This is a genomic window from Nonomuraea composti (assembly GCF_012034275.1).
Lineage (GTDB): Bacteria > Actinomycetota > Actinomycetes > Streptosporangiales > Streptosporangiaceae > Nonomuraea > Nonomuraea composti.
Genome location: NZ_JAATEP010000020.1, coordinates 26,281 through 48,152, shown reverse-complemented (window position 1 = coordinate 48,152; position 21,872 = coordinate 26,281). Strand labels below are relative to the sequence as shown.

The window sequence follows — 21,872 nt, the reverse complement described above, 5'->3', positions numbered from 1 at the left end:
GCGGCCGGCGGACATCTCAGCAAGCGGCGCCCTGAACGCGGTCTCAGCGGGCGGCAGCCGAGGGGTGGCGCGCGCGCAGCATCCCCCAGCCGACGAGCGCCGCGGCCATGCCGGTGAGCAGGAGGCCGGCGATCGTGACGGCGTCCTGGAACTGCGCGCTCTGCTGGGGGCTCCAGGCGGGGGCGGCGAGGTCGCCGGTGAGGACGGCGGCGAGCACGGTGCCGCCGACGGCGATGCCGGCGCCGGAGGTGACCTCGGTGACGGTGTCGGTGAGGGCCGCGCCGATCGAGGTGCGGTCGTCCGGCAGGCCGCGCAGCACGTTGACGGCGGCGACCACGCCGACCACGCGCATCCCGGCGGCGACGAGCACGAGGGCGGCGGCCACGCCGGCGTACCCGAGCCTGCCGAGCAGCGCGTAGACGGCCAGCCCGGACACGACGGCCACGGCCCCGAGCCAGGCGGCCCTGGCGGCGCCGGCCCGCTCCACGAACGGGCCGATGAACGGGCCGGCCGCGATCAGGACGACGACCTGCGGCAGCATGCCGAGCGCGGCGAGGCCGGGCGGCCACCCCCAGGCGAGCTGCAGGTGCAGCGTCACCAGGTAGCCGAGGCCGGCGGTGGCGAGCCCGGCGGCGGCCTTGTAGGCCAGGCCGCCGGCGACGAGCGGGCGGGCGACGAGCGCGAGGTCGAGCAGCGGGTGGCGGGCCGAGCGCTCGCGCAGGACGAACAGGACCGCTCCGGCGGCGGCGAGCGCGGCGAGCGTCCACGGCCGCCATCCGGCGGCGCCTTCGTGCACGAAGACCGTGGGGGTGACGAGGGCCAGGACGATCGTCGCCGTGCCGAGCACCGCGCCGAGGACGTCCACGGGGTCGCGGTGGAGGCCGGCCGGGTCGTCGGCGGCGATGCCCGCCCGTACGCCGGCGATGGCCAGCACCGCGATCGGCACGTTCACCAGCAGCAGGACCTGCCAAGGGGCGACGGCGAGCACGAAGCCGCCCGCCGCCGGGCCGATCGCGAGGCCGGCCAGGCCCGCGGTCGTGATGACGGTCGTCGCGCGGACGCGCAGGCGGTCGTCGCGAAACAGCCGGAAGGCCAGCGCCATCGACCCCGGCGTCGTCATCGCCGCAGCGACGCCGGTGAGCGCGCGCACGGCGATCAACTGCTCGGCGGTGGTGACGAACGCGGTCGCCAGGCTCGCGGCCGCGAGCAGCGCCAGCCCGGCGAGCATGACGCGGCGCCGGCCGAACCGGTCGGCCGCCGCGCCGAAGGCCAGCATCAGCCCGCCGAACATGACGGCGTACGCGCCCGTCACCCACTGCAGCGCGACCGCCGAGGCGTGCAGGTCGCGGCCGATGGTGGGCAGCGCGACGTTGAGGATCGAGTTGTCGAGCATCTCGAACAGGAACACCGCCGACAGCCCGGCCAGGGCCACCCACGCCTCGCGCAACGTCCGGGGCGGCCGGACCCGCGCGGCTTCTGTGTCAGGGGGAGTGCTCACGAACGGCCTCCTAAGATAAACGGCTCTATCTTACGGCCGCCACCTTAGGGCGCTAAGATAAGATAGGCAAATCTATCCAAAGGAGGTGCGGATGCCCGAGCGGCGCCGTGGCGCGGCACTGGAGAAGGCGCTCCTCGACGCGGCCTGGGAGGAGCTCACGGCCACCGGCTACGCCGGATTCACCATGGACGCCGTCGTCCAGCGGGCCGGCACCAGCCCGCCCGTGCTCTACCGCCGCTGGCCCGACCGCGACGCGCTCGTCCGCGCCACCGTCGCCCACGTGCTGGAGCAGGCCAGAATCGACGTCCCCGACACCGGCAGCCTGCGCGAGGACGTCCTCACCCTCATGCGGGAGATCAACACCACCCGCGTCCGCCTCATCACCCTCATGAACGTGCACCTGGCCGGCTACTACCAGGAGACCGGCACCCGCCCGGGCGAGCTGCTGGCACCGGGGGGCGACGACGGCGGCGACGTGATCTTCCAGCGGGCGGCCGAGCGCGGCGAGATCCGGCCGGAGCGTCTCACCGAACGCATCAAGGCGCTCCCCTTCGACCTGCTCCGCCACGAGATCCTGGTGACGTTCGCCCCCGTGCCCGACGACGTCCTGGAGGAGATCGTCGACACGGTCTTCCTCCCCCTCGTGAGCGCTCAGTAGCTGTCGCTCCAGCGGTACCAGGGCCCCTGGAGGTGCTCGAACGACGACGCGACCGACGGGCCGGAGTCGTCGACCGGCGCGCGGCCGGGGCTCCAGACGTAGCCGTGGGGGTCCACGCCGGGGCCGGCCTCGCCCACCTGGAAGTGGACCCGGTCGCCCACCCGGTAGATCGCCTGGAACTCGGCCTCCCCGACCCGCCGCGGCCCGGTCAGGGGGTCGTCGCCGGGGCCGAGGGACCGGGCCACCTGCTCCATGCCGGTCAGGGAGCGCAGGACGCGCTCGTGCTCGCCGTACCCGCAGGAGGTCAGAACGGCCAGGGTGACGAAGGCGATCAGGATCCGCACGCCTGCATTGTCCTCGATCATCCACCCGCCGCGCGTGCGGTTGTCACGGGATCGGCGGCCCGCCCGGTCTTAGTCGGCGGAAACCGACCGACGATCGACGAAGGCGACACATCATGCGCAAGCTTCCCCTCACCGCGGCCGCCGCCGCCCTGGCCCTCGCGCTGTTCCCCGCCGCGGCGAGCGCCACGCCCGCCACCGGCGTCAGCGCCACCGTCCTGTACCAGCGCACGGTGGGCGACCAGGACTACGTCCTGCGCGAGATCACCATCGAGCCCGGCGGCAGCACCGGCTGGCACTACCACGACGGCACCCTGTACGGCGTGGTCCGCCAGGGCACCCTCAGCCACTTCGACGCCACCTGCGCCTCCGACGGCGTCTACCGCAAGGGGCAGGCGATCGTCGAGCCGAGCGGCGCCGACCACGTGCACATCGGCCAGAACCGCGGCGACCGGCCCGTCATCCTGGAGGTGCTGTACGTGCTGCCGCACGGCGCGCCGTTCTCGGTGGACGCGCCGAACCCGGGCTGCGACTTCCAGTAAGGGCAGGTCACGGGCCGGCCGGGGTGTAGATCACCACGTGCAGGTCGGGCTGGTCGGCGAGGGCCAGGCGGTGGTGCTCGTAGCGCAGCACGCCCGCCGCCGGATGGCGGAAGAGCCGCTCGCGCGAGGCGAACCCCTCGATGTGGTGGTCCTGCCAGGCGGCGTGGAAGACCTCGCTGGTGGCGAGGAGCCGCTGGACGATCGGCGAGCGGGCCAGGTCGCCGAGGCGGGGCCCGGCCTCGGCGCGGAACTCGGCGAGGAAGCGGCGGCTGGTGGTCTCCCAGTCGGGCAGCAGGTCACGGACGTACGGGTCGGTGAACACCAGCCACAGCAGGTTGCGCTCGCCCGGGTCCACCGTGGCCACGTTCGGGTACAAGGCGGCGTAGGCGGCGTTCCAGCCGGTGATCGTCCAGTCGGGGGCGATGGCGTAGGCGGGGAAGCCGGCCAGCGCGTCGAGCAGCCGCTGCAGGTGCCCGGGCACGGTACGCCCGGCGGGCTCGGCGGCGTCGGGCAGCGGCGCGTACCCGGCCAGGGAGAGCACGTAGGAGCGCTCCGCGGGGCTCAGCCGCAGGGTGCGGGCGAGGGCGTCGAGCACCTGGCGGGAGGGCTGGATGTCGCGGCCCTGCTCCAGCCAGGTGTACCAGGTGGCGCTGACGCCGGACAGGGTGGCGACCTCCTCGCGCCGCAGGCCGCCCCGGCGGCGCGGGCCCGCCGGCGGCAGCCCGACCGCGGTCGGGTCGAGCCGCGCGCGCCTGGCGCGCAGGAAGCTGCCGAGTTCCCGGTGCCGGTCGGCCGTGCTGCTCACCCGAGCAAGGATAGTGCTGGTAGTGGCACTACCAGCACTACGGGCGTCTTCGCCGCCGGCCCGCCGGCCGCCAGCATGGCCGCATGCCACAACTGAGATCACGTACGGTCACCCACGGGCGGAACATGGCCGGCGCCCGCGCCCTGATGCGCGCCTCCGGCGTCCCGGCGGCCGACATCGGCGTCAAACCGGTCGTCGCGGTGGCCAACAGCTTCACCGAGTTCGTGCCGGGGCACACACATCTGCAGCCGGTGGGCCGCATCGTGTGCGAGTCGGTGAACGCGGCGGGCGGGATCGCGCGCGAGTTCAACACGATCGCCGTCGACGACGGCATCGCCATGGGCCACGACGGCATGTTGTACTCGCTGCCGTCGCGGGAGCTGATCGCCGACTCCGTCGAGTACATGGTGCGGGCGCACTGCGCCGACGCCCTGGTGTGCGTCTCCAACTGCGACAAGATCACGCCGGGGATGCTGATGGCGGCGCTGCGGCTGAACATCCCCACCGTGTTCGTCTCCGGCGGCCCCATGGAGGGCGGCCGCGCGGTGCTGGCCGACGGCACGGTCCGCACCGGGCTCCATCTGATCACCGCCATGTCCGAGGCCGCCAACCCGGCCGTCGCCGACGACGACCTGGCCCGCATCGAGGAGGCGGCCTGCCCCACGTGCGGGTCGTGCTCCGGCATGTTCACCGCCAACTCCATGAACTGCCTGCTGGAGGCGCTCGGCCTGGCCCTGCCCGGCAACGGCACCACCCTGGCCACCCACACCGCCCGCCGCGCCCTGTTCGAGCGGGCCGGGCGTACCGTGATGGAGCTGGCCGCGCGCCACTACGGCGAGGACGACGGCGGCGTGCTGCCCCGCGCGATCGCCTCCCGCGCCGCCTTCGACAACGCCATGGCGCTGGACCTGGCCATGGGCGGCTCCACCAACACGGTGCTGCACCTGCTGGCCGCCGCCCGCGAGGCCGGCCTCGCCTACACGCTGGCCGACATCGAGGCCCGCTCCCGGGAGGTGCCGTGCCTGTGCAAGGTCGCGCCCAACGGAACGTACCTGATGGAGGACGTGCACCGCGCCGGCGGCATCCCCGCCATCCTGGGCGAGCTGCGCCGCGCCGGGCTGCTGCACGAGGACGTGCGTGCCGTGCACGCCGACTCGCTCGGCGCGTGGCTGGACGCCTGGGACGTCCGCGGCGCGGCCCCCTGCCCCGAGGCGGTCGAGCTGTTCCACGCCGCGCCCGGCGGCGCCCGCTCGCCGGCCGCGTTCTCCCAGTCGGCCCGCTGGCAGTCCCTCGACCTGGACGCGGCGGCCGGCTGCGTGCGCGACGCCGCGCACGCCTACTCCCCCGACGCGGGCCTGGCGGTCCTGCGCGGCAACCTCGCCCCCGACGGCGCCGTGGTGAAGTCCGCCGGCGTCCCGGACGGCCTGCGCGTCTTCACCGGCCGCGCGGTGGTCGCCGAGTCGCAGGAGGAGGCCGTCGAGGCCGTCCTGTCCGGGCGCCTGTCGCCCGGCGACGTCCTCGTCATCCGGTACGAGGGGCCGCGCGGCGGGCCCGGCATGCAGGAGATGCTGTACCCGACCGCGTACATGAAGGGCCGGGGCCTGGACAAGGTGTGCGCGGTGGTCACCGACGGCCGCTTCTCCGGCGGCAGCTCCGGCCTGTCGGTCGGGCACGTCTCGCCCGAGGCGGCGGCCGGCGGCCCCCTGGCCCTCGTCGAGGACGGCGACGCCATCACCGTCGACGTGCCCGCCCGCCTCGTCCACCTGGCCGTCACCGAAGACGAGCTCGCCGCCCGCCGCCGCCGTCTGGAGCAGCACACCGGCTACCGGCCCCGGCACCGCGACCGCCCGGTGTCCACGGCGCTGCGCGCGTACGCGGCCCTGGCCCGCTCGGCCGCCGAGGGCGCCGTCCGCGAGATCGCCGGCCCCTGACGCGCCCGACGGCGGCCCGTGACATGCCGGCCCGTGACATGCCGCTCACATACCGGCCGCTCACATACCGGCCGCTCACATATCGGCCGCTGACATGCCGGCCGGACTCCGATGGGTTCTCAGCGGTCGCGGCGGCGTTCGATGCGTTTGCGGCGGGCGACCTCGCGCTTGTGCTCGGCCTGCTCCCGCAGCCGGGCCCGCCGGTCGGCCCTGGCCTGCGACTTGTGCTGCTCCAGCTCCAGCCGCATCCCCTCCTGGGCGGCCGTGCCCCGGGTCGGCAGGCGGGCCGCCGCCCTGGCGGCGAGCTTCGCCGCGCGTTTGGGGTTGGCCCGGCCGGTCGCGCGCTCGCCGGCGGGGACGGGTGGCGCCGACTCGGAGCGCTCCAGCAGCGCCACCCCGTGGCGGAGCAGATAGTCGTACAGCTCGGGGCCGGTCGGCTCGGGGCCGAGGACGAAGCGGACGGCCCGCACCTGGTCGTCCTCGGCGCGTTCCAGCACGCCGACCCAGAACCCGCCGTCGAAGAAGATGGAGAGCGTGATCACGTCTGCCCTTTCCCGTGTATGCCGGACAGGCGGCCTCGGCGAGGTCGCCTTACGGCACACCGGACATCCCAGGAAAGGGCGGATACGTGGAGCTTCGCCCGGGCTACCGACCGGGCCGCGTTTTCGTGTGCTGCCCTCAGTCTAGCCAGGTGACGGGCAGGCTCTTGACCCCGTGGATGTCGGCGGTCTCCGGCCGCAGCGCGACCTCCTCGGCCGGTACGGCCAGCCGCAGCGTGGGGAAGCGCTCGAACAGCGCCGTGAACGCGACCCGCATCTCGACCCGGGCGAGCTGCTGGCCCAGGCACTGGTGGATGCCGTGGCCGAAGGCGAGGTGCCCGCCCTCCTGCCGGCCCAGGTCGAGGGCGTGCGGGTTCGTGAAGCGGTCGGGGTCGCGGTTGGCGGTGTGGTACGACAGCACGACCGCCGTCCCGGCCTTGATCGTGTGGCCGCCGAGCTCGACGTCCTCCAGCGCCGTCCGCTGGAACGTCTTGGCGACGCTCAGGTAGCGCAGCAGCTCCTCCACGGCCCGCTCCGGCTCGGCACGCAGGGCGGCGAGCTGGTCCGGGTTCTGGAGCAGGGCGAAGGTGCCGAGGGCCAGCATGTTCGTGGTGGTGTCGAGGCCGGCGGCCAGCAGGATGAGGGCCATCCCGCGCAGCTCCTCGTCGGTCAGGTCGCTGTCGGTCAGCTCGCTGAGCACGTCGTCGGTGGGGTCGGCGCGCCTGGCCGCCACCAGCTCGGCGAGGTACTGCTGCACGGCGGTGTAGGCGCGATCAACTCCTCCTCGCCGGTCTCGCCGTTCATGAACTTGTCGACGTTCTCCTGGAAGCGGTCGCGGTCCTCGTACGGCACGCCGAGCAGCTCGCAGATCATGACGGCGGGGATGGGCTTGGCGAAGGCGGTCACCAGGTCGGCCGTGGGGCCGGCCTGCTCCATGGCGTCCAGGTGCTCGGCGGTGACCTGCTCGACCCGCTCGGTCAGCAGCCGCATCCGCCGCACGGTGAACCGGCCGACGAGGGGTTTGCGGTAGCGGGCGTGCTGGGGGTCGTCCATCAGCAGGAACTCGCCGGGCGGCGCGGGCGGCACCTCGATGTCGCCGAAGTCGACCAGCGGGTGGTGCTTCATCAGCTCCTTGCGGGAGCTGAACCGCGGATCCGCCAGCACGGAGCGCACCAGGTCGTAGCCGGTGACGATCCAGCCCTGGTGGCCGTCGGGGAAGGTGAAGCGGCTGATCGGGCTCTGCGCGCGGGCTTCCACCAGCTCCTTGGGCGGGTCGAACGGGCAGCCGGGGCGGCGCTCGGTCGGCATCGCGGCGAGCGTGTGCTCCATGGTCATTCCTCTCGTCAGCGGCCTTTCAGAGCTCCACGGTCGCCGACCCCGCTGACACGGGACCGTCACCGGCCTGACATGACGGCCCCGCCAGAAAAGGCTTTGAGCCGGGCCCGCGCCGCTGGCTAGCCTGCCGTTCATGATCTGCCTGGCGCGGCACCGCCTGACCTCCGCCGAGACCGGCCCGGCGCTGCGCGCGCTGTGCGCGTGGACTCCGGCCGACGCCCCGGGCGGCGGCCTGCACCCGGGGGACGTGGGGTGGCTGCTCCGCTTCGACGACGCCGCCGTCTTCCTCTGGACCGACGGCGGGGCGCCGGTGGCGGCCGGCTTCCTCGACGGCCCCGTGCTGCGCGTCACCACCGCGCCGGACCTCGGCCCGGCCACCCTCGACGCGCTCGCCACCGACGCCGGCGACCTGCTGGAGCCGGGCAACGATCGATGCGACGGCCTGCCCATCCCCGGGTGGGAGCCCGACCCGGAGGAGTCCTGGCTCGTCCTGTCGTGGTCGCCGCGGCCGGTGTCGAGCCGCGCCGAGCCGGTCGACGCGGCCGGCGCCGCCGACCGGGTGCTCGTGCAGCGCTCGGCCTTCCCGGGATCCACGTTCACGGTCGAACGCTGGCACGCGATGCGCCGCTCACCGGCGGCCGGGCTGGCCGTGGAGGTGCTGGTACGCACGCCGGAGGGTGAGCCGGCCGCCGCCGCGACGGGCTGGCTCGCGGGGCCGGGCAGGTGCGGGCTGCTCGAACCGGTCGGCACCCACCCCGACCATCGTGGGCACGGCCACGGGCGCGAGGCGGTGCTGGGCGCGTGCGCGGCCCTCACCGAGCGGGGCGCGAGCGCGGTCGCCGTCGTGACGCCGTCGGCGAACGAGGCCGCGGTGGCGCTGTACCGGTCGGCCGGGTTCACCGTCGTGCGCGAGACCCGCGACTGGGCACGCCCGCAGCCACACTGAACCCGCGAGACTGAGCCCGCGAGACTGGGCCGGCGAGACTGGGCCGGCGAGACGTCCGGTCGTGTCCCGATCGTGATCCGCCTCCGGCAAGATCACCGCCGTGCAGAAGACCACGATCACGGCCCTGGTGGCCTGCGGCTGCCTGCTGGTGGCCGCCGCGCCCGCGCAGGCCGCTCCCAAGGATCCCGTACGCGCGCTCAAGGCCCAGCTCACCCCCGGCCACGGCGTCCGCTTCACCGAGACGACCACGCTGTCAGGCGGCGGCAAGGCCAAGCTGCAGAGCCGCAAGGGCACCTTCCAGCTCGACGCCAAGGGCGTGGCGGCCTCCGACATCACCACCACCTCGCCGGGCCGGCCCGGCGAGCGCACGATCAGCGTCGGCAAGGTCAGCTACACCTCGGGCGGCATGTGGGAGGACCGCCTGCCGCCCGGCAAGTCCTGGTTCAAGACCAACGGCCTGCTCGGCGGCAGCAGCGGCTTCCACGGCCAGGTCATCAACCCCGCCGAGCCGAAGACCCTGGCCGCGCTGGTCAAGAAGGGCAAGCTGCGCGGCGGCACGCTCACCGGGACGATCACGTTCAAGGAGCTCGAGAAGGTGTCGCGCTGGTTCGGGGCGTCGATCCCGCTGCGCATGGACAACGCCACGAAGGTCTCCTACACGCTCACGCTGACCTCGGCCGGGCTGGTGAGCCGGGTGAAGTCGTCGTACGCGGCCACGGGCGTCCTCGCCAGCAGCGAGCTGAAGGAAAAGACGCTGACGATCGACAGCCGCTTCACCGGGTGGGGCGCCAAGGTGTCGATCAAGGCTCCGGACCCCGACACGGTGACCACCGACATGGGCGGCTGACCGTCGCGGGCGGTCACCTGCTGTGGCGGATCGCGGCCCGTACGGCGGTGTAGATGACGAGCCAGAGGATCGCCACGGGGATGACGAAGAGGATGGCGAACTCGACCCAACCGATGTTGAACATGACCTCACCGTAGGAGGCGGCGGTTGGAAGGCGCTTGACGATCACTTACCCAGGGCCGGGATGTCGATCCGGCTCTGGTCGCCGGGGGCCACCAGGCAGGGGAGCACGACGTTCCCGGCGCGCAGGCGCTCCCCTGTGGGCGAGGTGAGCCGGGCCGTGCGCTCGATCTCGTACGCGCTGCCCGCACGCGGCGTCACGCGCAGGCGCAGCAGCCAGAAGTAGCGCCCGTTGAGCTTGTTGGAGGTCTGCTCGGCCCCCAGGACCGCCGCCTGGCACGGCACGGCCGCCGCCCGCTCCTCGGGGGTGAAGGTGCGCAGCCCGGCGGCCTCCAGGCTGCCGAACGCCAGGGAGCCCATGCCGAGCATCGCCGCGGCGAGCAGGACGATGGGGGCGCTGACGTACGCGCCGACGCGGGTGTGCGGCTTGCGCCTCAGCACGAGGAACAGCACGACGGCCACGATCAGCGCGATCACGGCGAATGTCCCGAAGACGACCGATGCCATCCTGCTCTTCCTCACGTTCCGTCTTTTCAGGGGCGGGTCCCGGTAGTCGATCAGGGGTCGCTTGCAGGGCGGCTGCAGTCCGCATGATCACCGGCCTCCGGCGGATCCGGAAAAAGTTCGCGCGCGGATGTCGAGAACCCGTCACCGGCTCCGTCCCAGGAGCGAGAGCGCCCCGGACGGGCGACGACGAGAACGGGAGACAGACATGAAGCAGCACGAGATCGCCGAGGTTCTGAGCCGCCCCTACAGCCAGGAGCTGCTGGCCCGCGACGTGACCCGCCTGGCCTACGTGGCCACGGACGGCACCCCGCGCAACGTGCCGATCGCCTTCACCTGGAACGGCTCGCAGATCGTGATGTGCACCACCAAGAACGCGCCGAAGCTGGCGGCCCTGCGCGCGAACCCGGCGGTCGCCCTGACGATCGACACCGAGGTGCACCCGCCCAAGATCCTGCTGATCCGCGGCGAGGTCGAGCTGGACGTCGTCGACGGCATCCCGGAGGAGTACCTGCAGATGAACGGCAGCTACCAGATGACGGCCGAGCAGCGGGTCGAGTGGGAGGCGGAGGTGCGCTCCCTCTACGACGGCATGGTCCGGATCGTCGTCACGCCCACGTGGGCGAAGCTGATCGACTTCGAGACGACGCTGCCGAGCGCGGTGGAGGAGCTGATGCGCAAGCGCGAGGAGAGCCGCAGCGCCTGAAACATCCCCTCATCATCAGCAACACGGCCACAATGGGGCCGTATCACACTAAGGAGAACGACGGTGGCCAAGTATCTGCTGCTCAAGCACTACCGGGGCGCGCCCGCGGCGGTCAACGACGTGCCGATGGACCAGTGGACGCCGGAGGAGCTGTCGGCGCATCTGCGGTACATGCGGGAGTTCGCCGCCCGGTTGGAGAGCACGGGCGAGTTCGTCGACAGCCAGGCGCTGTCGCCGGAGGGCACGTTCGTCCGCTCCGACGGGGAGGGGCGGCCGCCGGTGACCGACGGCCCGTTCGCGGAGACGAAGGACCTGATCGCCGGCTGGATGGTGATCGACGTGGACAGCTACGAGCGGGCGCTGGAGCTGGCGGCCGAGCTGTCGGCGGCTCCGGGCGCGGGCGGCAAGCCGATCCACGAGTGGCTGGAGGTGCGCCCGATCATGACCGAGCACCTGCCTGCGACGGATTGAGTGACGGGGTGAACGAGGCGCTGCTGCGGGAGCTGGTGCCCGCGGTGATCGGTGCTCTCGTCCGTCGCGGAGCGAGCTTCGTGGCGGCCGAGGACGCCGTGCAGGAGGCCCTGGTCGAGGCCGTGCGCGTCTGGCCGGGCGACGCGCCGCGCGACCCGAAGGGCTGGCTGGTCACGGTGGCGTGGCGCAAGTTCCTGGACGCCGCCCGCGCCGAGGCCTCCCGGCAGGAGCGCGAGGTCCGGGTGGAGGCCGAGCCGGCGCCGGGCCCGTCGGAGGCGGTGGACGACACGCTGCAGCTGTACTTCCTGTGCGCGCACCCGTCCCTGACCCCGGCCTCGGCGGTCGCGCTGACGCTGCGCGCGGTCGGCGGGCTGACGACGCGCCAGATCGCGCAGGCGTACCTGGTGCCGGAGGCGACGATGGCGCAGCGCATCAGCCGCGCCAAGCGGACCGTCTCCTCCGTCCGCTTCGACCAGCCCGGCGACCTGGCCACGGTGCTGCGCGTGCTCTACCTCGTCTTCAACGAGGGCTACTCCGGCGACGTGGACCTGGCCGCGGAGGCGATCAGACTGACCCGCCAGCTCGCGGCCAGGACCAAGGACGAGGAGGTGGCGGGCCTGCTCGCGCTCATGCTGCTGCACCACGCCCGCCGCCCGGCGCGGACCGGCCCGGACGGCAGGCTGGTGCCGCTCGCCGAGCAGGACCGCAGCCTGTGGGACACCCGGATGATCGCCGAGGGGGTGGACGTGCTGCAGGCGGCGCTCGCCCGCGACCGGCTGGGCGAGTTCCAGGCGCAGGCGGCGATCGCCGCGCTGCACGCCGACGCTCAGTGCGCCGCGGAGACGGACTGGGTGCAGATCGTCGAGTGGTACGACGAGCTCGTCCGGATCACCGGCAGCCCCGTGGCCCGCCTCAACCGGGCGGTCGCGGTCGGCGAGGCCGACGGGGCGCGTGCCGGGCTGGCCGCCCTGGCCGAGCTCGATCCCGCGCTGCCCAGGTACACCGCCGTGGCGGCGTACCTGCACGAGCGGGACGGCGACCTGGCGACCGCGGCCCGCCTGTACGCCGAGGCCGCCCGATCGGCGCCGAGCGTGCCCGAGCGCGAGCACCTGACCCGCCAGGCCGCCCGCCTCAACACCCGGTTGCGCGGGTGAGCCGCCCGGTCAGGCGGCCTCGGCCGCCCCCACCCGCCTGACCCCGCCGCCGGGCGCAGTGCGCACTCCCGATCGATCCCGCCGCCCGAGCACCGCCCGCCCGGCCCCGGGCGGCCCCGGCTCCGGCCGGCCGGGCGCCGTCTGGTCGGCTGGCGGCGGCCCTGTGCGGCCGGGCCGGTGGGGGTGGTCAGCGGGGGCGGCGCAGGCCGCGCAGGAACGTCCACAAGGGGGACCTGGACGGGCGGTCGGCGGGCTCGGTGGGCGGAGGGTCCTCCGGGGTGGGTGGGGCGGGGGTGGGGGCGGTCGTGGGGGGTGCGGGCGCGAGTTCGTACTGGATCGGAAGGGAGCGCAGGGCGCGCATGAACGGGGACGGCCGCCACGGGAGCTGGTCGGCCGGGAGGGCGAGCTTGACCTTCGAGAGCCGCTTGAACAGGCGGTGCACGGCGATGGCGGTGATGCGGGTGGCCAGGAGCCGGCCGAGGCAGTTGTGCGGGCCGGCGCCCCAGGCGAGGTGGGCGCGGGTGGTGCGGATGGCGTTCCAGTCGATGGCGCCGGCGAAGCGCGGGTCCTGGTGGGCGGCGGCGACGGAGAGCATGACGGGGTCGCCGGCGGCGATGGTGCGCCCGCCCAGCTTCACCTCGGTCAGGGCGTAGCGGAAGGTGAGGTTGGCCATGGGCGGGTTGAGCAGCGCGACCCGGTTGATGGTCTCGTCGATGGCGCCGGTGGACAGGCTTTCGCGCACGTCGGGGTTGGTGGCGACCTCGACGACGACGTTGCAGACGAGGCTGGCGGTGAAGTCGAGCAGGCCGGGCAGCATGAGCAGCTCGCGGGCCAGCTCGTCGAGGGTGATGTCCGGTTTGGCGGCGATCAGGTACGACGGCAGGTCGTCGCCGGGGTGCTCGCGTTTGGCGGCGCCCAGCTCGGTCATGGCGGCGTGGAGCCGTTCGAGCGCGGTGGCCGCGTCGGTCCCGGCGTCGATGAGGCGCCAGATGTCCATGACGACGTCCTCGCCGCGGCCGGCGGTGAAGCCGAGCATGCGGTCGGCGACCATGAGCGGCAGCGGCCGGGCGTACTGGGCGGCCAGGTCGGCCTGCCCGGTGCTGCCGCCTTCGGCGAGCACGGCGATGAGGTCGTCGGCGTGGCGGGCGACGGCCTGTTCGAGCTGCTGGGCCTGGGGGTGGCCGTGGTCCTGGAAGGGGGCGAGGGCGCTGGTCCAGGCGTTGCGGAGCTGCTGTTGCGCGGTGCCTTCCTGGAAGGTGGAGTTGTTGACCTGGAAGACGGGCAGGAGGGGCCAGTCGGCGGGGATGCGGCCTTCGGCGTGTGCCTTCCACCGGTCGGGGTGTTTGCTCCAGACGCCTCCGGCGTTCTGCAGGACGCGCAGCACCTCCTCGTACCCCATGACGAACCAGACCGGCACGCCGAGCAGGTCGACGGGCGCGACGGCGCCGTGGGTGTCGCGCAGTCTCGCGTGCACGTGGGCGGGGTTGGCGTCGTAGTCCCTGGTCAGCAGCGGCTCGGCGGGGGCCGGGGCCGTCGGCTCGGGGGGCTGGTGGGGCTGCGGGCCTTGGGGGGTCACGTGCTGCACTGCCTCTCTGCTCGCGGTACCGCCGTCGATCTAGCCGTGGATCTTACGGTGGTTTCACGCAGAAGGCGTGCGGCATCACGAATTGTGACCATCGGCCGCGATGTGCGGGGCTTTGTGAGGGACGGTCGCTGTGGCCGCCGGGGCGCTGCGGTTAGGGTCGAGCGCATGAAACCAGCGGACATTACCCTCTTGCATGCTCTCGGCGCGCCGACGATCTCGCCCGACGGGAAGCATGCGATCGTCGCCGTCAACCGGCCCGACCTCGAAGCCGACGACTACCGCGGCGGCCTGTGGCTGGTCCCGACGGACGGCTCCGCCGAGCCGCGCCGGCTGACGCGTGGCCCGCGCGACGCGGAGCCGGTCTACTCCCCCGACGGCGCCTGGCTGGCGTTCGTGCGTGCCGGTGACGGCGCCAAGCCGCAGCTCTACGTGCTGCCCACCGGCGGCGGCGAGCCGTGGAAGGTGACCGACCAGCCGCTCGGCGCGGGCGAGCCGGTGTGGAGCCCCGACTCGCGGCGGCTGGCGTTCGTGGCGCGCGTGCCCGAGGAGGGCCGTTACGGCGAGGGCGAGCCGGACAAGGAGCCGCCGCGCCGCATCACGGGCTTCCAGTTCCGGCGCGACAACCTGGGCTTCTTCATCGACCGGCGGGCGCACGTGTTCGTCGTCGACCCGTTCGTGGACGAGCCCTCGCCCGTCCAGGTGACCGAGGGCGACTACGACCACGGCGAGGTGGCGTGGAGCCCGGACGGCGCGCTGCTGGCGTTCGTGGCGGCCCGCCACGACGAGCGCGACACCACGGTCACCGCCGATGTGTGGGTGTGCGCTCCCGACGGCTCCGGGCTGCGCCGGGTGACGGGCAGCGACCTGTCGGTGTCCGGGCCGCGCTTCACCCCTGACGGCGCGGCGCTGTGCTTCTTCGGCTACGCCGCCGGGCCCGAGGGCCGCCGGGTGGTGTGCCGCAACGCCGGGCTGTGGACGGTGCCGGTGGCCGGGGGCGCGGCCCGGCGCCTGACCGACGAGGAGCGCTTCCACCTGCCGGAGGACCCGTACGCGCCCATCGGCGAGGGTGTGCTCGTGACCGCCGAGAACCGGGGGGCCAAGGACCTGCTGCTGGTCCCGTACGAGGGCGGCGAGCCGGCCGTCCTGATCAGCGGCCCGCGCGAGGTCAACGCCGTGGCCCACGCCGCCGGCGTCACCGTCGCGGCCGTCGCCGACTCCCGCACGCCGGGCGAGCTCGTCGCGCTGCGCGACGGCGAGGAGATCACGCTGACCTCCTTCGGCCGCGACCTCGGCGTGCTGCCGCTGGAGGAGATCACCGGCACGGCCCCCGACGGCTACCCGGTGCACGGCTGGATCGTCCGCCCCGAGGGCGAGGGGCCGCACCCGGTGCTCCTCATGATCCACGGCGGCCCGTTCACGCAGTACGGCTGGCACGTCTTCGACGAGGCCCAGGTCTACGCCTCGGCCGGGTACGCGGTCGTCATGGGCAACCCGCGCGGCTCCTCCGGCTACGGGCAGGCGCACGGCCGGCACATCATCGGCGACGTCGGCCGGCTGTCGGCCGCCGACCTGCTCGCGCTGCTGGACGCCGCGCTGGCCACCGGCGGCCTGGACGCCTCCCGCACCGGCGTGCTGGGCGGCTCGCACGGCGGCTTCATGACCACGTGGCTGGCGGCCCACCACGGGGAGCGGTTCAGGGCGGCGATCAGCGAGCGGGCGCTCAACGCGATCGACAGCTTCACCGGCAGCAGCGACATCGGCTGGTTCTTCACCCGCGACCTGTACGGCGAGGACACGGCGCGCTGGGCCGAGCAGAGCCCGCTCACGCACGCCGACAAGATCGAGATCCCGTTCCTGATCATCCATTCCGAGCACGACTGGCGGTGCCCGGTGGAGCAGGCACAGCGGTTGTTCGTCAAGCTGCGGATGCGCGGGGTGGAGACGGAGATGCTGCTGTTCCCGGGAGAGGGGCACGAGCTGTCGCGCTCAGGGCTGCCGAGCCATCGGGTGGCCCGCTTCGAGGCCATCCTCGACTGGTGGGGCCGGCACCTGTGACCAGGTGACGCGTCGCGCCCTTTACGGTGGTCTCCATGAACATCTGCGTCTTCCTGTCCGCCGCCGACCTGCCCGAGACCTACACCCGCCCCGCCCGCGAGTTCGCCGAGCTGATCGGCAGGGGCGGGCACACCCTGGTGTGGGGCGGCTCCAACGTGGGGCTGATGAAGGTGATGGCCGACGGGGTGCACGAGGCGGGCGGGCGGCTCATGGGCGTCTCGGTGGACTTCCTGGCCCACAAGGTGCGCCCGGGCGTGGACGACATGGTCGTCGCGGCCGACCTCGGCGAGCGTAAGAAGCTGCTGCTGGAGAAGGCCGACGCGGTGGTGATCATGGTGGGGGGCACGGGCACGCTGGACGAGGCGACGGAGATCCTGGAGCTGAAGAAGCACGGCCGTACGGACAAGCCCGTCGTGCTGCTGAACACGGCGGGCTTCTACGACGGCCTCAAGGAGCAGTTCCGCCGGATGGAGGACGAGGGTTTCCTGCCTCGTCCTCTCACCGACCTGGTCTTCTTCGCCGAGGAGCCCGTGGGGGCGATGGCCTACCTGGAGGAGTCGTCCGGCGTGACGGGCTGAGCTTCCTTGGCGACCGCCTCGCGTACGGCGGGGGCGACCTCCTGGCCCCAGCGGGCCAGGGTGGTCGCGTCGACGGAGCCGTGGCTGGGAGAGAAGAGCGTGAAGCCGGACGCGCCGTGCTCCAGCACGGCCGAGGTCAGCTCCTCCACCCACTGCCCGACGGAGCCGCCGAGCCAGCGGCCCTCCGCGTCGCGGGTGGCGGGCAGCGGCCGGTCGGTGATGCGGCCGGGCAGGTTGAAGATCGTGCGGACCTCGGCCGGGTCGCGGCCGGCGGCGGCCGCCGCCTCGTCGATGACGGGGCGGGAGGAGCGGTAGCGCTCGCTGAGCCAGTCGGCCGCGTGGCCGGGGATCCAGCCGTCGGCGACGCGGCCGGTGGCGGCCAGCGACTTGGGGCCGACCGAGCCGGTCCACACGGGCGGGGCTGCGACGGGCGCGGGCTCGATCTGGCGCACCTGGTAGTGGGCGCCCTCGAAGGTGACCGCGGGCCCGCCGCCGGACAGCAGCTTGACCAGCACGATCGCCTCCTCGAACGCGTCCACCGCGGCTCCGGGGCTCAGCCGGGGCACGCCCATGTCGGCGATGCGGTCCCACAGGCCGCCCGCGCCCATGCCGAGCACGATCCGGCCGCCGGACATCGCCGACAGCGAGGTCACCGTCCTGGCCAGCATGGCCGGCGGCCGGGTCGGCAGGTTGGTGACGTTGGCGAAACCGGCCAGGTGCCGCGTGCGCCCGAGGACGAAGCCGAGCGCGGCGTAGGCGTCGAGGCGGACGCCGATGTACGGGTGGTCGGACAGGGTGAACAGGTCCAGCCCGTCACGGTCGGCCTGCTCGGTCAGCCGCAGCAGCTCGGGGATGTCGTCGATGCCGGGATGCGTGCCGAAGCCGAAGACGACCCTGGATGCGGACAACGTGCTCATCATTCAAACCCCTCACAAAGTTCGTGCCACGAACTTTATTAGTTCGTGGCACGAACCGCAAGTGGTAGCGCCGTCACCGCAGCCGGTCCGGCTCCATGAAGACGGTCGGCACCTTGTTGTCGGCCACGATCCGGCCGAGCAGGGCGGCGAGCGTGTCGCGCTCCTCCGGCGCGAACCCGGCGGCCAGCTCCTCGATGCGCCGGCAGGTCTCGTCGTAGAACTCCACGGCCAGCTTGGCGCCCATCTTGGTGAGCGCCACCCGCACCGCCCGGGAGTCGTCGGGGTCGGGCTTGCGCTGGACCAGGCCGTTACGCTCGGTGCGGTCGACCAGACCGGTCAGGCTCGACTTGGCCAGGCCGAGCACCGCGCCCAGCTCGCTCATCCCGTACGGGCGCGGCATCAGCACGCACAACAACTGGCCCTGCTGCTGGGTGAGACCGTACTCGCGGGCGGAGGCCTCGTACACGGCATTGACCAGGAACGTGGACCGCACCAGCGCGGCCACCACCCCTATCTGACTTTCGGCTTGCTCCTTCACCACTCGACAATAGCAAAATTCGCGACACGAACTAGGAACGCGCGAGCTGGACGAGGTCCGGGTCCGCGACGAACAGGACGGCGTCCGCGCCGTCCAGGGTGGCGTGGTCGAGGGGGAAGTACCCGCTGCGCTGCGGGACGGGGTCGGTGCGGGTGCGGGCGCCGGAAGGGACGGGGGCCAGGCCCCACGTCGTGATGCGGGCGCCCAGCAGGCCCTCGAAGGTGTCCGGGGCCGGGTCGCCGACGCCGAGCGCCCCGGCCCGGCCGAGACCGCCGGCGACGAACGCGTACCGGTCGCCCAGCAGGGACGCGACGATGGCGCCCGCGCCGATCCAGTGCATGTCCAGGTCGGCCACCCGCATGCCGCCCGGCGACTTGCGCAGGTGCGCGTTGTGCGAGTGCACCAGCATCGGCCCGCGCGGGGCCTCGATGGCATGCAGGTCGAGCAGGTTCTGGGCCATCAGGGCGCCGCGCACGGCCATCAGGCGGGTCACCCGCTCGTTGCGTTCGAGGGGCACGGCCGCCTGCCGGTGGTAGCGGAGCAGGCCGAGGCCGGCGGTGAGGTGCGCCCTGGCCCTGATCCACTCCTCGCGCGAGGGCGCCTCCCGCTCGCGCGCCCGCAGCGCGACGAGCAGCTCCTCGGCGGCGGCACGCAGCCGGCCCGCCTCCGGGCTCGCGCCGGGCGAGCTCGCCGCATCCATGATCGCTTCGGTACGTCCCCAGCGCTCGTCGTCGCCGGCCAGGCCCGCGATGTCGAGGTCGAGGCCCAGGTAGTCGCGGACGTGCTCCAGGTAGCGGCGTGGGCTGGGCGCGCTGAAGTTCTCCGTCGGCGCGTCGAACCCGTGCAGGCTCAGCCGCTCCCGCGGCGGTCGGGTCCGGTTGTACTCGCGCATCCAGGCGAGCAGCTCCCTGTTGCCCTCCATGGCTCCCCAGCCGTGCGAGAAGCCCTCGCTCAGGGCGGTGTCGAGGGTGCCGGTGCCGTTGCGGACGTAGTCGTCGGCGGTGAGGGCGGCGATGCGGTCGATCTCCAGGGCGATCGAGCGGAAACCTTGCCCGGCCAGCCGGGCGAACAGCTCGTTGCGCAGCCGCTGGGTGGCGGGCACCTGGTGGGTCGGCTCGCCGAGGGCCAGCAGCTCACATGAGGGGGCGATGAAGTCGCGAATGTCCTGACTCATGTAGGTAAATCGTAACACTGCAACGTCGATTGAAGCTTTGTCGGCCTGTTCTCCTGTTTTCAGGCGCTTAAGTCTCAAACGTCGTGGCACCGCTCAGCGCAGTACGGCCGTCAGCAGGTCGCCGCCCAGCGCCGTCAGAGCGGGCAGATCGAGGCGATGGCGGACGTACCGGCCGTGCCGCTGGGCCGAGAGCAGGCCCGCGCGGCGCAGGACGGCGAGGTGGCGGGACACCTCGGGGGGCGTGAGCTCCCAGGCGTGGGCCAGCTCGCCGGTGGTGTGCGGGCCGCGGGCCAGGGTACGCAGCAGCCGCAGCCGTACCGGATGGGCCAGCGCCTCCAGCCGGAGCGTGACCGTCTCCATCGAGACCGGCGCGGGCGGGCTCGCCTCCGCCACCGGGTACTGCACCACCGGCTGCCAGCCGGGCGCGTGGATCACCACCAGGTGCGGGTGGCCGAAGACGGTGGGCAGGAACGTGACGCCGGTGTCGGGGGCGGTGATCGCCTTGTCCTGGAGCTTGTCCACCATGATGCGGTCGCCGTCCGGCGCCAGGGTGACCGCGCCGGAGACCGACGCGAGCGCCGCCGCGACGCCCTGGCGTTTCAGCAGGTCGTTCTTCAGGCGCAGGTCGGTGGCGAGCCGCACGGAGATGTCCGCCCAGGCGGCGTCGAAGAAGGCCTCGGCGCACTGTTCCAGGGTGTGACGCACCCGCGCCCGCACGGCGGCCGGGTCCGCGAGCAGCCGTTCCACGAACGCCTCCTGGAGCGCGCCGCGGGCCTGCGCCAGGTCCAGGGCCCGCTCGCGCGCCGTCGCGTCCTCCAGCGGCGAGCCGAAGTGCAGCCGGTTGCTGCCGCACGTGGTGACGAGCGCGGCCCGCACATACGCCTCGTCGCCGATCCGGTCCACGTCGTCCAGCTCCTCGGCGAGCGTCGGCCGGGGACGGGCCGGCACCAGGAAGTCCGCCCGCGAGGACCGCCACAGGAACTCCGCCTCCCTCAGCCGCTCGGCCAGCTCCGGCCGCAACCCCGCCCACACGTCCCCCGCCCAGGCGGCGAACCGCGGGTGATGGCCCGGCTCGGCCAGCACGTGCAGCATCGCGGTCAGCTCGGCCAGCGGCGAGGCGGTGAACCGCAGCCGCCCGGACGGCGGCCCGCCGATGTCGATCCTCAACGTCATCCCCCCATCATCGCTGGCCGGACACCCGGCGACTCCGCCGATTGACGATCTCCGTCAACCGTCGGGGCCGTACTGGCGGCCCGGCCACATCGTGAACGCCATGGCAACGACCAAGATCCGGCCCCGCGCCCTCGTCCGTGCCTCCGGCGGCCCCCGCTACGCCGTCGCCCTCGTCGTGGACGCGCTCGGCACCGGCCTGCTGCGGCCCTTCCTGCTGCTCTACGGGGTGACGGTGCTCCGGCTGTCCGCGCCGGTCACCGGGGTCGCCATGACGGCCGGGGTCGTGCTGGGGCTGGCCTGCATGCCGGCGGTCGGGTGGTGGCTCGATCGGGGGGCGCGCAGCTCGGTCGTGGCGGCGGCGATGCTGGTACGGGTGGCGGGCGTGGCACTCCTCCTGGCCGCCCCGGCGGGACACGCCTGGCTGTTTGCGCTGGCGGCGCTCTTCCTCGGCATCGGCAACCAGGCGTGGCCGGCCGCCCATGCCGCCCTCGTCGCCACGGTCGCCCACGGCCGCGAACGCGACGCCGCCCTGGCCGCCGGCCGCGCCCTCCGCAACGCCGGCCTGGGCGCCGGCGCCCTCCTGGCCACCGCCTGCCTCACGGGCGGCCCTACAGCGCTGCGGGCGCTGGCCGTTGTCACCGGGCTCGCTTATCTCGTTGCGGCGGTCCTGGCCTGGTCGGTCCGCCTGCACGCACATCCGCCCGCCCTTCCACCGGCCACTCTCCCCGTCCCCACCATTCCGCCCACCAGCGCACCTGCCGGCCGAGCCTCGGCCCCACCCGCCGACCCGTCCGCTCTTCCACCCGCTGCTCCGGACAGCGCCGGTGGGCCCGCGCCGCGGATGCGCGCGCTGCTGGCCGCCAACGTCGTCTACGTCTTCTGCCTCAACGTCCCCGAAGTGGCGCTCCCCCTGGTCCTGGTGACCCAGTTGCACGCCTCCCCGGTGTGGCCGGCGGCCATCTTCGTGGCGAACACGGTGCTGGTGGTCACCCTCCAGGTCCCGGTCACCGTCCTGATGTCGCGCTTCTCCCGGCGGGCGGTGCTGGCTCTGTCCGGCGTGGTCCTGGCCGCGTCGTACCTCGGCTTCCTCGGGGCCACCTCACTGGGGCACGGCTGGGGTGCAACGGCCGTCACGGCGGTGTCGGTGATCTGCACCATCGGCGAGATCGTCTACGCCGGCAGCGCCACCGCGCTCGTCACCGCCCTCGCCCCGCCCCGCCTCCTGGGACGCGCCCTGGCCCGCTTCCAGCTCTCCACGGGGTTCGGCCTCGCCGTCTCTCCTGCGGTCATCACCGCCCTCGCCTCCCATGGCCCGGCCACCCTCTGGGGCGGCCTGTCCTCCGCGACGCTCCTGTCCGCCGCCGCCGTAGCCCTCGAGAAGGATCACGGAAGGCGGCTGCGCGATACGACCTCCTCCGCGCACGATGGGGACGGCGACGGCAGGTGAGGAGACGG

Annotated in this window: 21 protein-coding genes and 1 pseudogene; 11 read left to right on the top strand and 11 right to left on the bottom strand. The window is 73.5% G+C overall.

Features of this window, described 5'->3' with window-relative positions; translation table 11 throughout:
• Positions 1-43: 43 nt before the first annotated feature.
• On the bottom strand, positions 44-1,498 hold the full coding sequence (locus HCN51_RS26805; protein WP_346433810.1) for an MFS transporter: 1,455 nt from the start codon (positions 1,496-1,498) through the stop codon (positions 44-46).
• A gap of 91 nt (positions 1,499-1,589) precedes the next feature.
• Here HCN51_RS26805 and HCN51_RS26800 point away from each other — a divergent pair, with 91 nt between their 5' ends.
• Positions 1,590-2,156, top strand: a complete 567-nt coding sequence (locus HCN51_RS26800) for a TetR/AcrR family transcriptional regulator (RefSeq protein ID WP_168012767.1) — start codon at positions 1,590-1,592, stop codon at positions 2,154-2,156.
• Here HCN51_RS26800 and HCN51_RS26795 read toward each other — a convergent pair.
• On the bottom strand, positions 2,150-2,500 hold the full coding sequence (locus tag HCN51_RS26795; RefSeq protein WP_168012765.1) for a hypothetical protein: 351 nt from the start codon (positions 2,498-2,500) through the stop codon (positions 2,150-2,152). The two genes, HCN51_RS26800 and HCN51_RS26795, sit on opposite strands and share 7 nt — an antisense overlap.
• Before the next feature lie 113 nt (positions 2,501-2,613).
• Here HCN51_RS26795 and HCN51_RS26790 point away from each other — a divergent pair, with 113 nt between their 5' ends.
• On the top strand, positions 2,614-3,039 hold the full coding sequence (locus HCN51_RS26790) for a cupin domain-containing protein (protein WP_168012763.1): 426 nt from the start codon (positions 2,614-2,616) through the stop codon (positions 3,037-3,039).
• A 7-nt stretch (positions 3,040-3,046) separates the two neighbouring features.
• Here HCN51_RS26790 and HCN51_RS62390 read toward each other — a convergent pair whose 3' ends face one another.
• On the bottom strand, positions 3,047-3,844 hold the full coding sequence (locus HCN51_RS62390; protein WP_168012761.1) for an MmyB family transcriptional regulator: 798 nt from the start codon (positions 3,842-3,844) through the stop codon (positions 3,047-3,049).
• Between the two features lie 83 nt (positions 3,845-3,927).
• On the opposite strand from HCN51_RS62390, the gene ilvD reads away from it, so the two are divergent.
• A complete protein-coding gene (gene ilvD / locus HCN51_RS26780; RefSeq protein ID WP_168012759.1) occupies positions 3,928-5,775 on the top strand; it encodes a dihydroxy-acid dehydratase in 1,848 nt (615 codons plus the stop codon).
• 119 nt (positions 5,776-5,894) lie between these two features.
• Here the strand turns inward: ilvD and HCN51_RS26775 are convergent, their stop codons facing one another.
• Positions 5,895-6,317: a DUF2992 family protein gene (locus tag HCN51_RS26775; RefSeq protein WP_168012757.1), complete on the bottom strand. Its 423-nt coding sequence runs from the start codon at positions 6,315-6,317 to the stop codon at positions 5,895-5,897.
• 136 nt (positions 6,318-6,453) lie between these two features.
• Positions 6,454-7,643, bottom strand: a pseudogene (locus tag HCN51_RS26770) (cytochrome P450).
• A gap of 139 nt (positions 7,644-7,782) precedes the next feature.
• Between HCN51_RS26770 and HCN51_RS26765 the strand changes: the two are divergent.
• Together HCN51_RS26765 and HCN51_RS26760 are read left to right on the top strand one after the other, a co-directional pair.
• The gene (locus HCN51_RS26765; RefSeq protein ID WP_168012755.1) at positions 7,783-8,595 is read left to right on the top strand and encodes a GNAT family N-acetyltransferase; all 813 of its coding nucleotides are present in this window, start codon (positions 7,783-7,785) and stop codon (positions 8,593-8,595) included.
• Between the two features lie 100 nt (positions 8,596-8,695).
• Entirely contained in the window at positions 8,696-9,442 is a 747-nt protein-coding gene (locus HCN51_RS26760; RefSeq protein WP_168012753.1) for a hypothetical protein, read from the top strand.
• Between the two features lie 165 nt (positions 9,443-9,607).
• On the opposite strand, the gene HCN51_RS26755 is transcribed toward HCN51_RS26760, so the two are convergent.
• Positions 9,608-10,069 (bottom strand): hypothetical protein, encoded by a 462-nt coding sequence (locus tag HCN51_RS26755; protein ID WP_168012751.1) that lies wholly within the window; start codon positions 10,067-10,069, stop codon positions 9,608-9,610.
• Positions 10,070-10,274: 205 nt separating this feature from the next.
• Here HCN51_RS26755 and HCN51_RS26750 point away from each other — a divergent pair, with 205 nt between their 5' ends.
• From HCN51_RS26750 to HCN51_RS26740, 3 genes are all read left to right on the top strand, one after another.
• Positions 10,275-10,772, top strand: a complete 498-nt coding sequence (locus HCN51_RS26750) for a pyridoxamine 5'-phosphate oxidase family protein (protein WP_168012749.1) — start codon at positions 10,275-10,277, stop codon at positions 10,770-10,772.
• Positions 10,773-10,835: 63 nt separating this feature from the next.
• Complete coding sequence (locus HCN51_RS26745) at positions 10,836-11,243, top strand: YciI family protein (RefSeq protein WP_080038278.1); 408 nt, start codon at positions 10,836-10,838, stop codon at positions 11,241-11,243.
• An 8-nt stretch (positions 11,244-11,251) separates the two neighbouring features.
• Entirely contained in the window at positions 11,252-12,397 is a 1,146-nt protein-coding gene (locus tag HCN51_RS26740; RefSeq protein WP_168012747.1) for a DUF6596 domain-containing protein, read from the top strand.
• Between the two features lie 187 nt (positions 12,398-12,584).
• Here the strand turns inward: HCN51_RS26740 and HCN51_RS62385 are convergent, their stop codons facing one another.
• On the bottom strand, positions 12,585-13,982 hold the full coding sequence (locus tag HCN51_RS62385; RefSeq protein WP_206067883.1) for a cytochrome P450: 1,398 nt from the start codon (positions 13,980-13,982) through the stop codon (positions 12,585-12,587).
• Between the two features lie 165 nt (positions 13,983-14,147).
• On the opposite strand from HCN51_RS62385, the gene HCN51_RS26730 reads away from it, so the two are divergent.
• Positions 14,148-16,037 (top strand): S9 family peptidase, encoded by a 1,890-nt coding sequence (locus HCN51_RS26730; protein ID WP_168012743.1) that lies wholly within the window; start codon positions 14,148-14,150, stop codon positions 16,035-16,037.
• A 35-nt stretch (positions 16,038-16,072) separates the two neighbouring features.
• The gene (locus tag HCN51_RS26725; protein WP_080038275.1) at positions 16,073-16,615 is read left to right on the top strand and encodes an LOG family protein; all 543 of its coding nucleotides are present in this window, start codon (positions 16,073-16,075) and stop codon (positions 16,613-16,615) included.
• On the opposite strand, the gene HCN51_RS26720 is transcribed toward HCN51_RS26725, so the two are convergent.
• From HCN51_RS26720 to HCN51_RS26705, 4 genes are all read right to left on the bottom strand, one after another.
• On the bottom strand, positions 16,582-17,532 hold the full coding sequence (locus HCN51_RS26720) for an LLM class flavin-dependent oxidoreductase (RefSeq protein ID WP_428981552.1): 951 nt from the start codon (positions 17,530-17,532) through the stop codon (positions 16,582-16,584). The two genes, HCN51_RS26725 and HCN51_RS26720, sit on opposite strands and share 34 nt — an antisense overlap.
• Positions 17,533-17,605: 73 nt before the next feature.
• A complete protein-coding gene (locus HCN51_RS26715; RefSeq protein ID WP_346433809.1) occupies positions 17,606-18,070 on the bottom strand; it encodes a MarR family winged helix-turn-helix transcriptional regulator in 465 nt (154 codons plus the stop codon).
• Positions 18,071-18,101: 31 nt separating this feature from the next.
• Positions 18,102-19,244, bottom strand: a complete 1,143-nt coding sequence (locus tag HCN51_RS26710; protein WP_206067881.1) for an erythromycin esterase family protein — start codon at positions 19,242-19,244, stop codon at positions 18,102-18,104.
• Between the two features lie 93 nt (positions 19,245-19,337).
• Positions 19,338-20,417, bottom strand: coding sequence for a DUF5937 family protein (locus tag HCN51_RS26705; RefSeq protein ID WP_168012737.1), 1,080 nt, complete (start codon positions 20,415-20,417; stop codon positions 19,338-19,340).
• Between the two features lie 100 nt (positions 20,418-20,517).
• Between HCN51_RS26705 and HCN51_RS26700 the strand changes: the two genes are divergently transcribed.
• Positions 20,518-21,864 carry an MFS transporter gene (locus HCN51_RS26700; protein WP_168012735.1) on the top strand — a complete coding sequence of 449 codons (1,347 nt, stop codon included), beginning with the start codon at positions 20,518-20,520 and terminating at the stop codon, positions 21,862-21,864.
• The last annotated feature ends 8 nt before the right edge of the window (positions 21,865-21,872 follow it).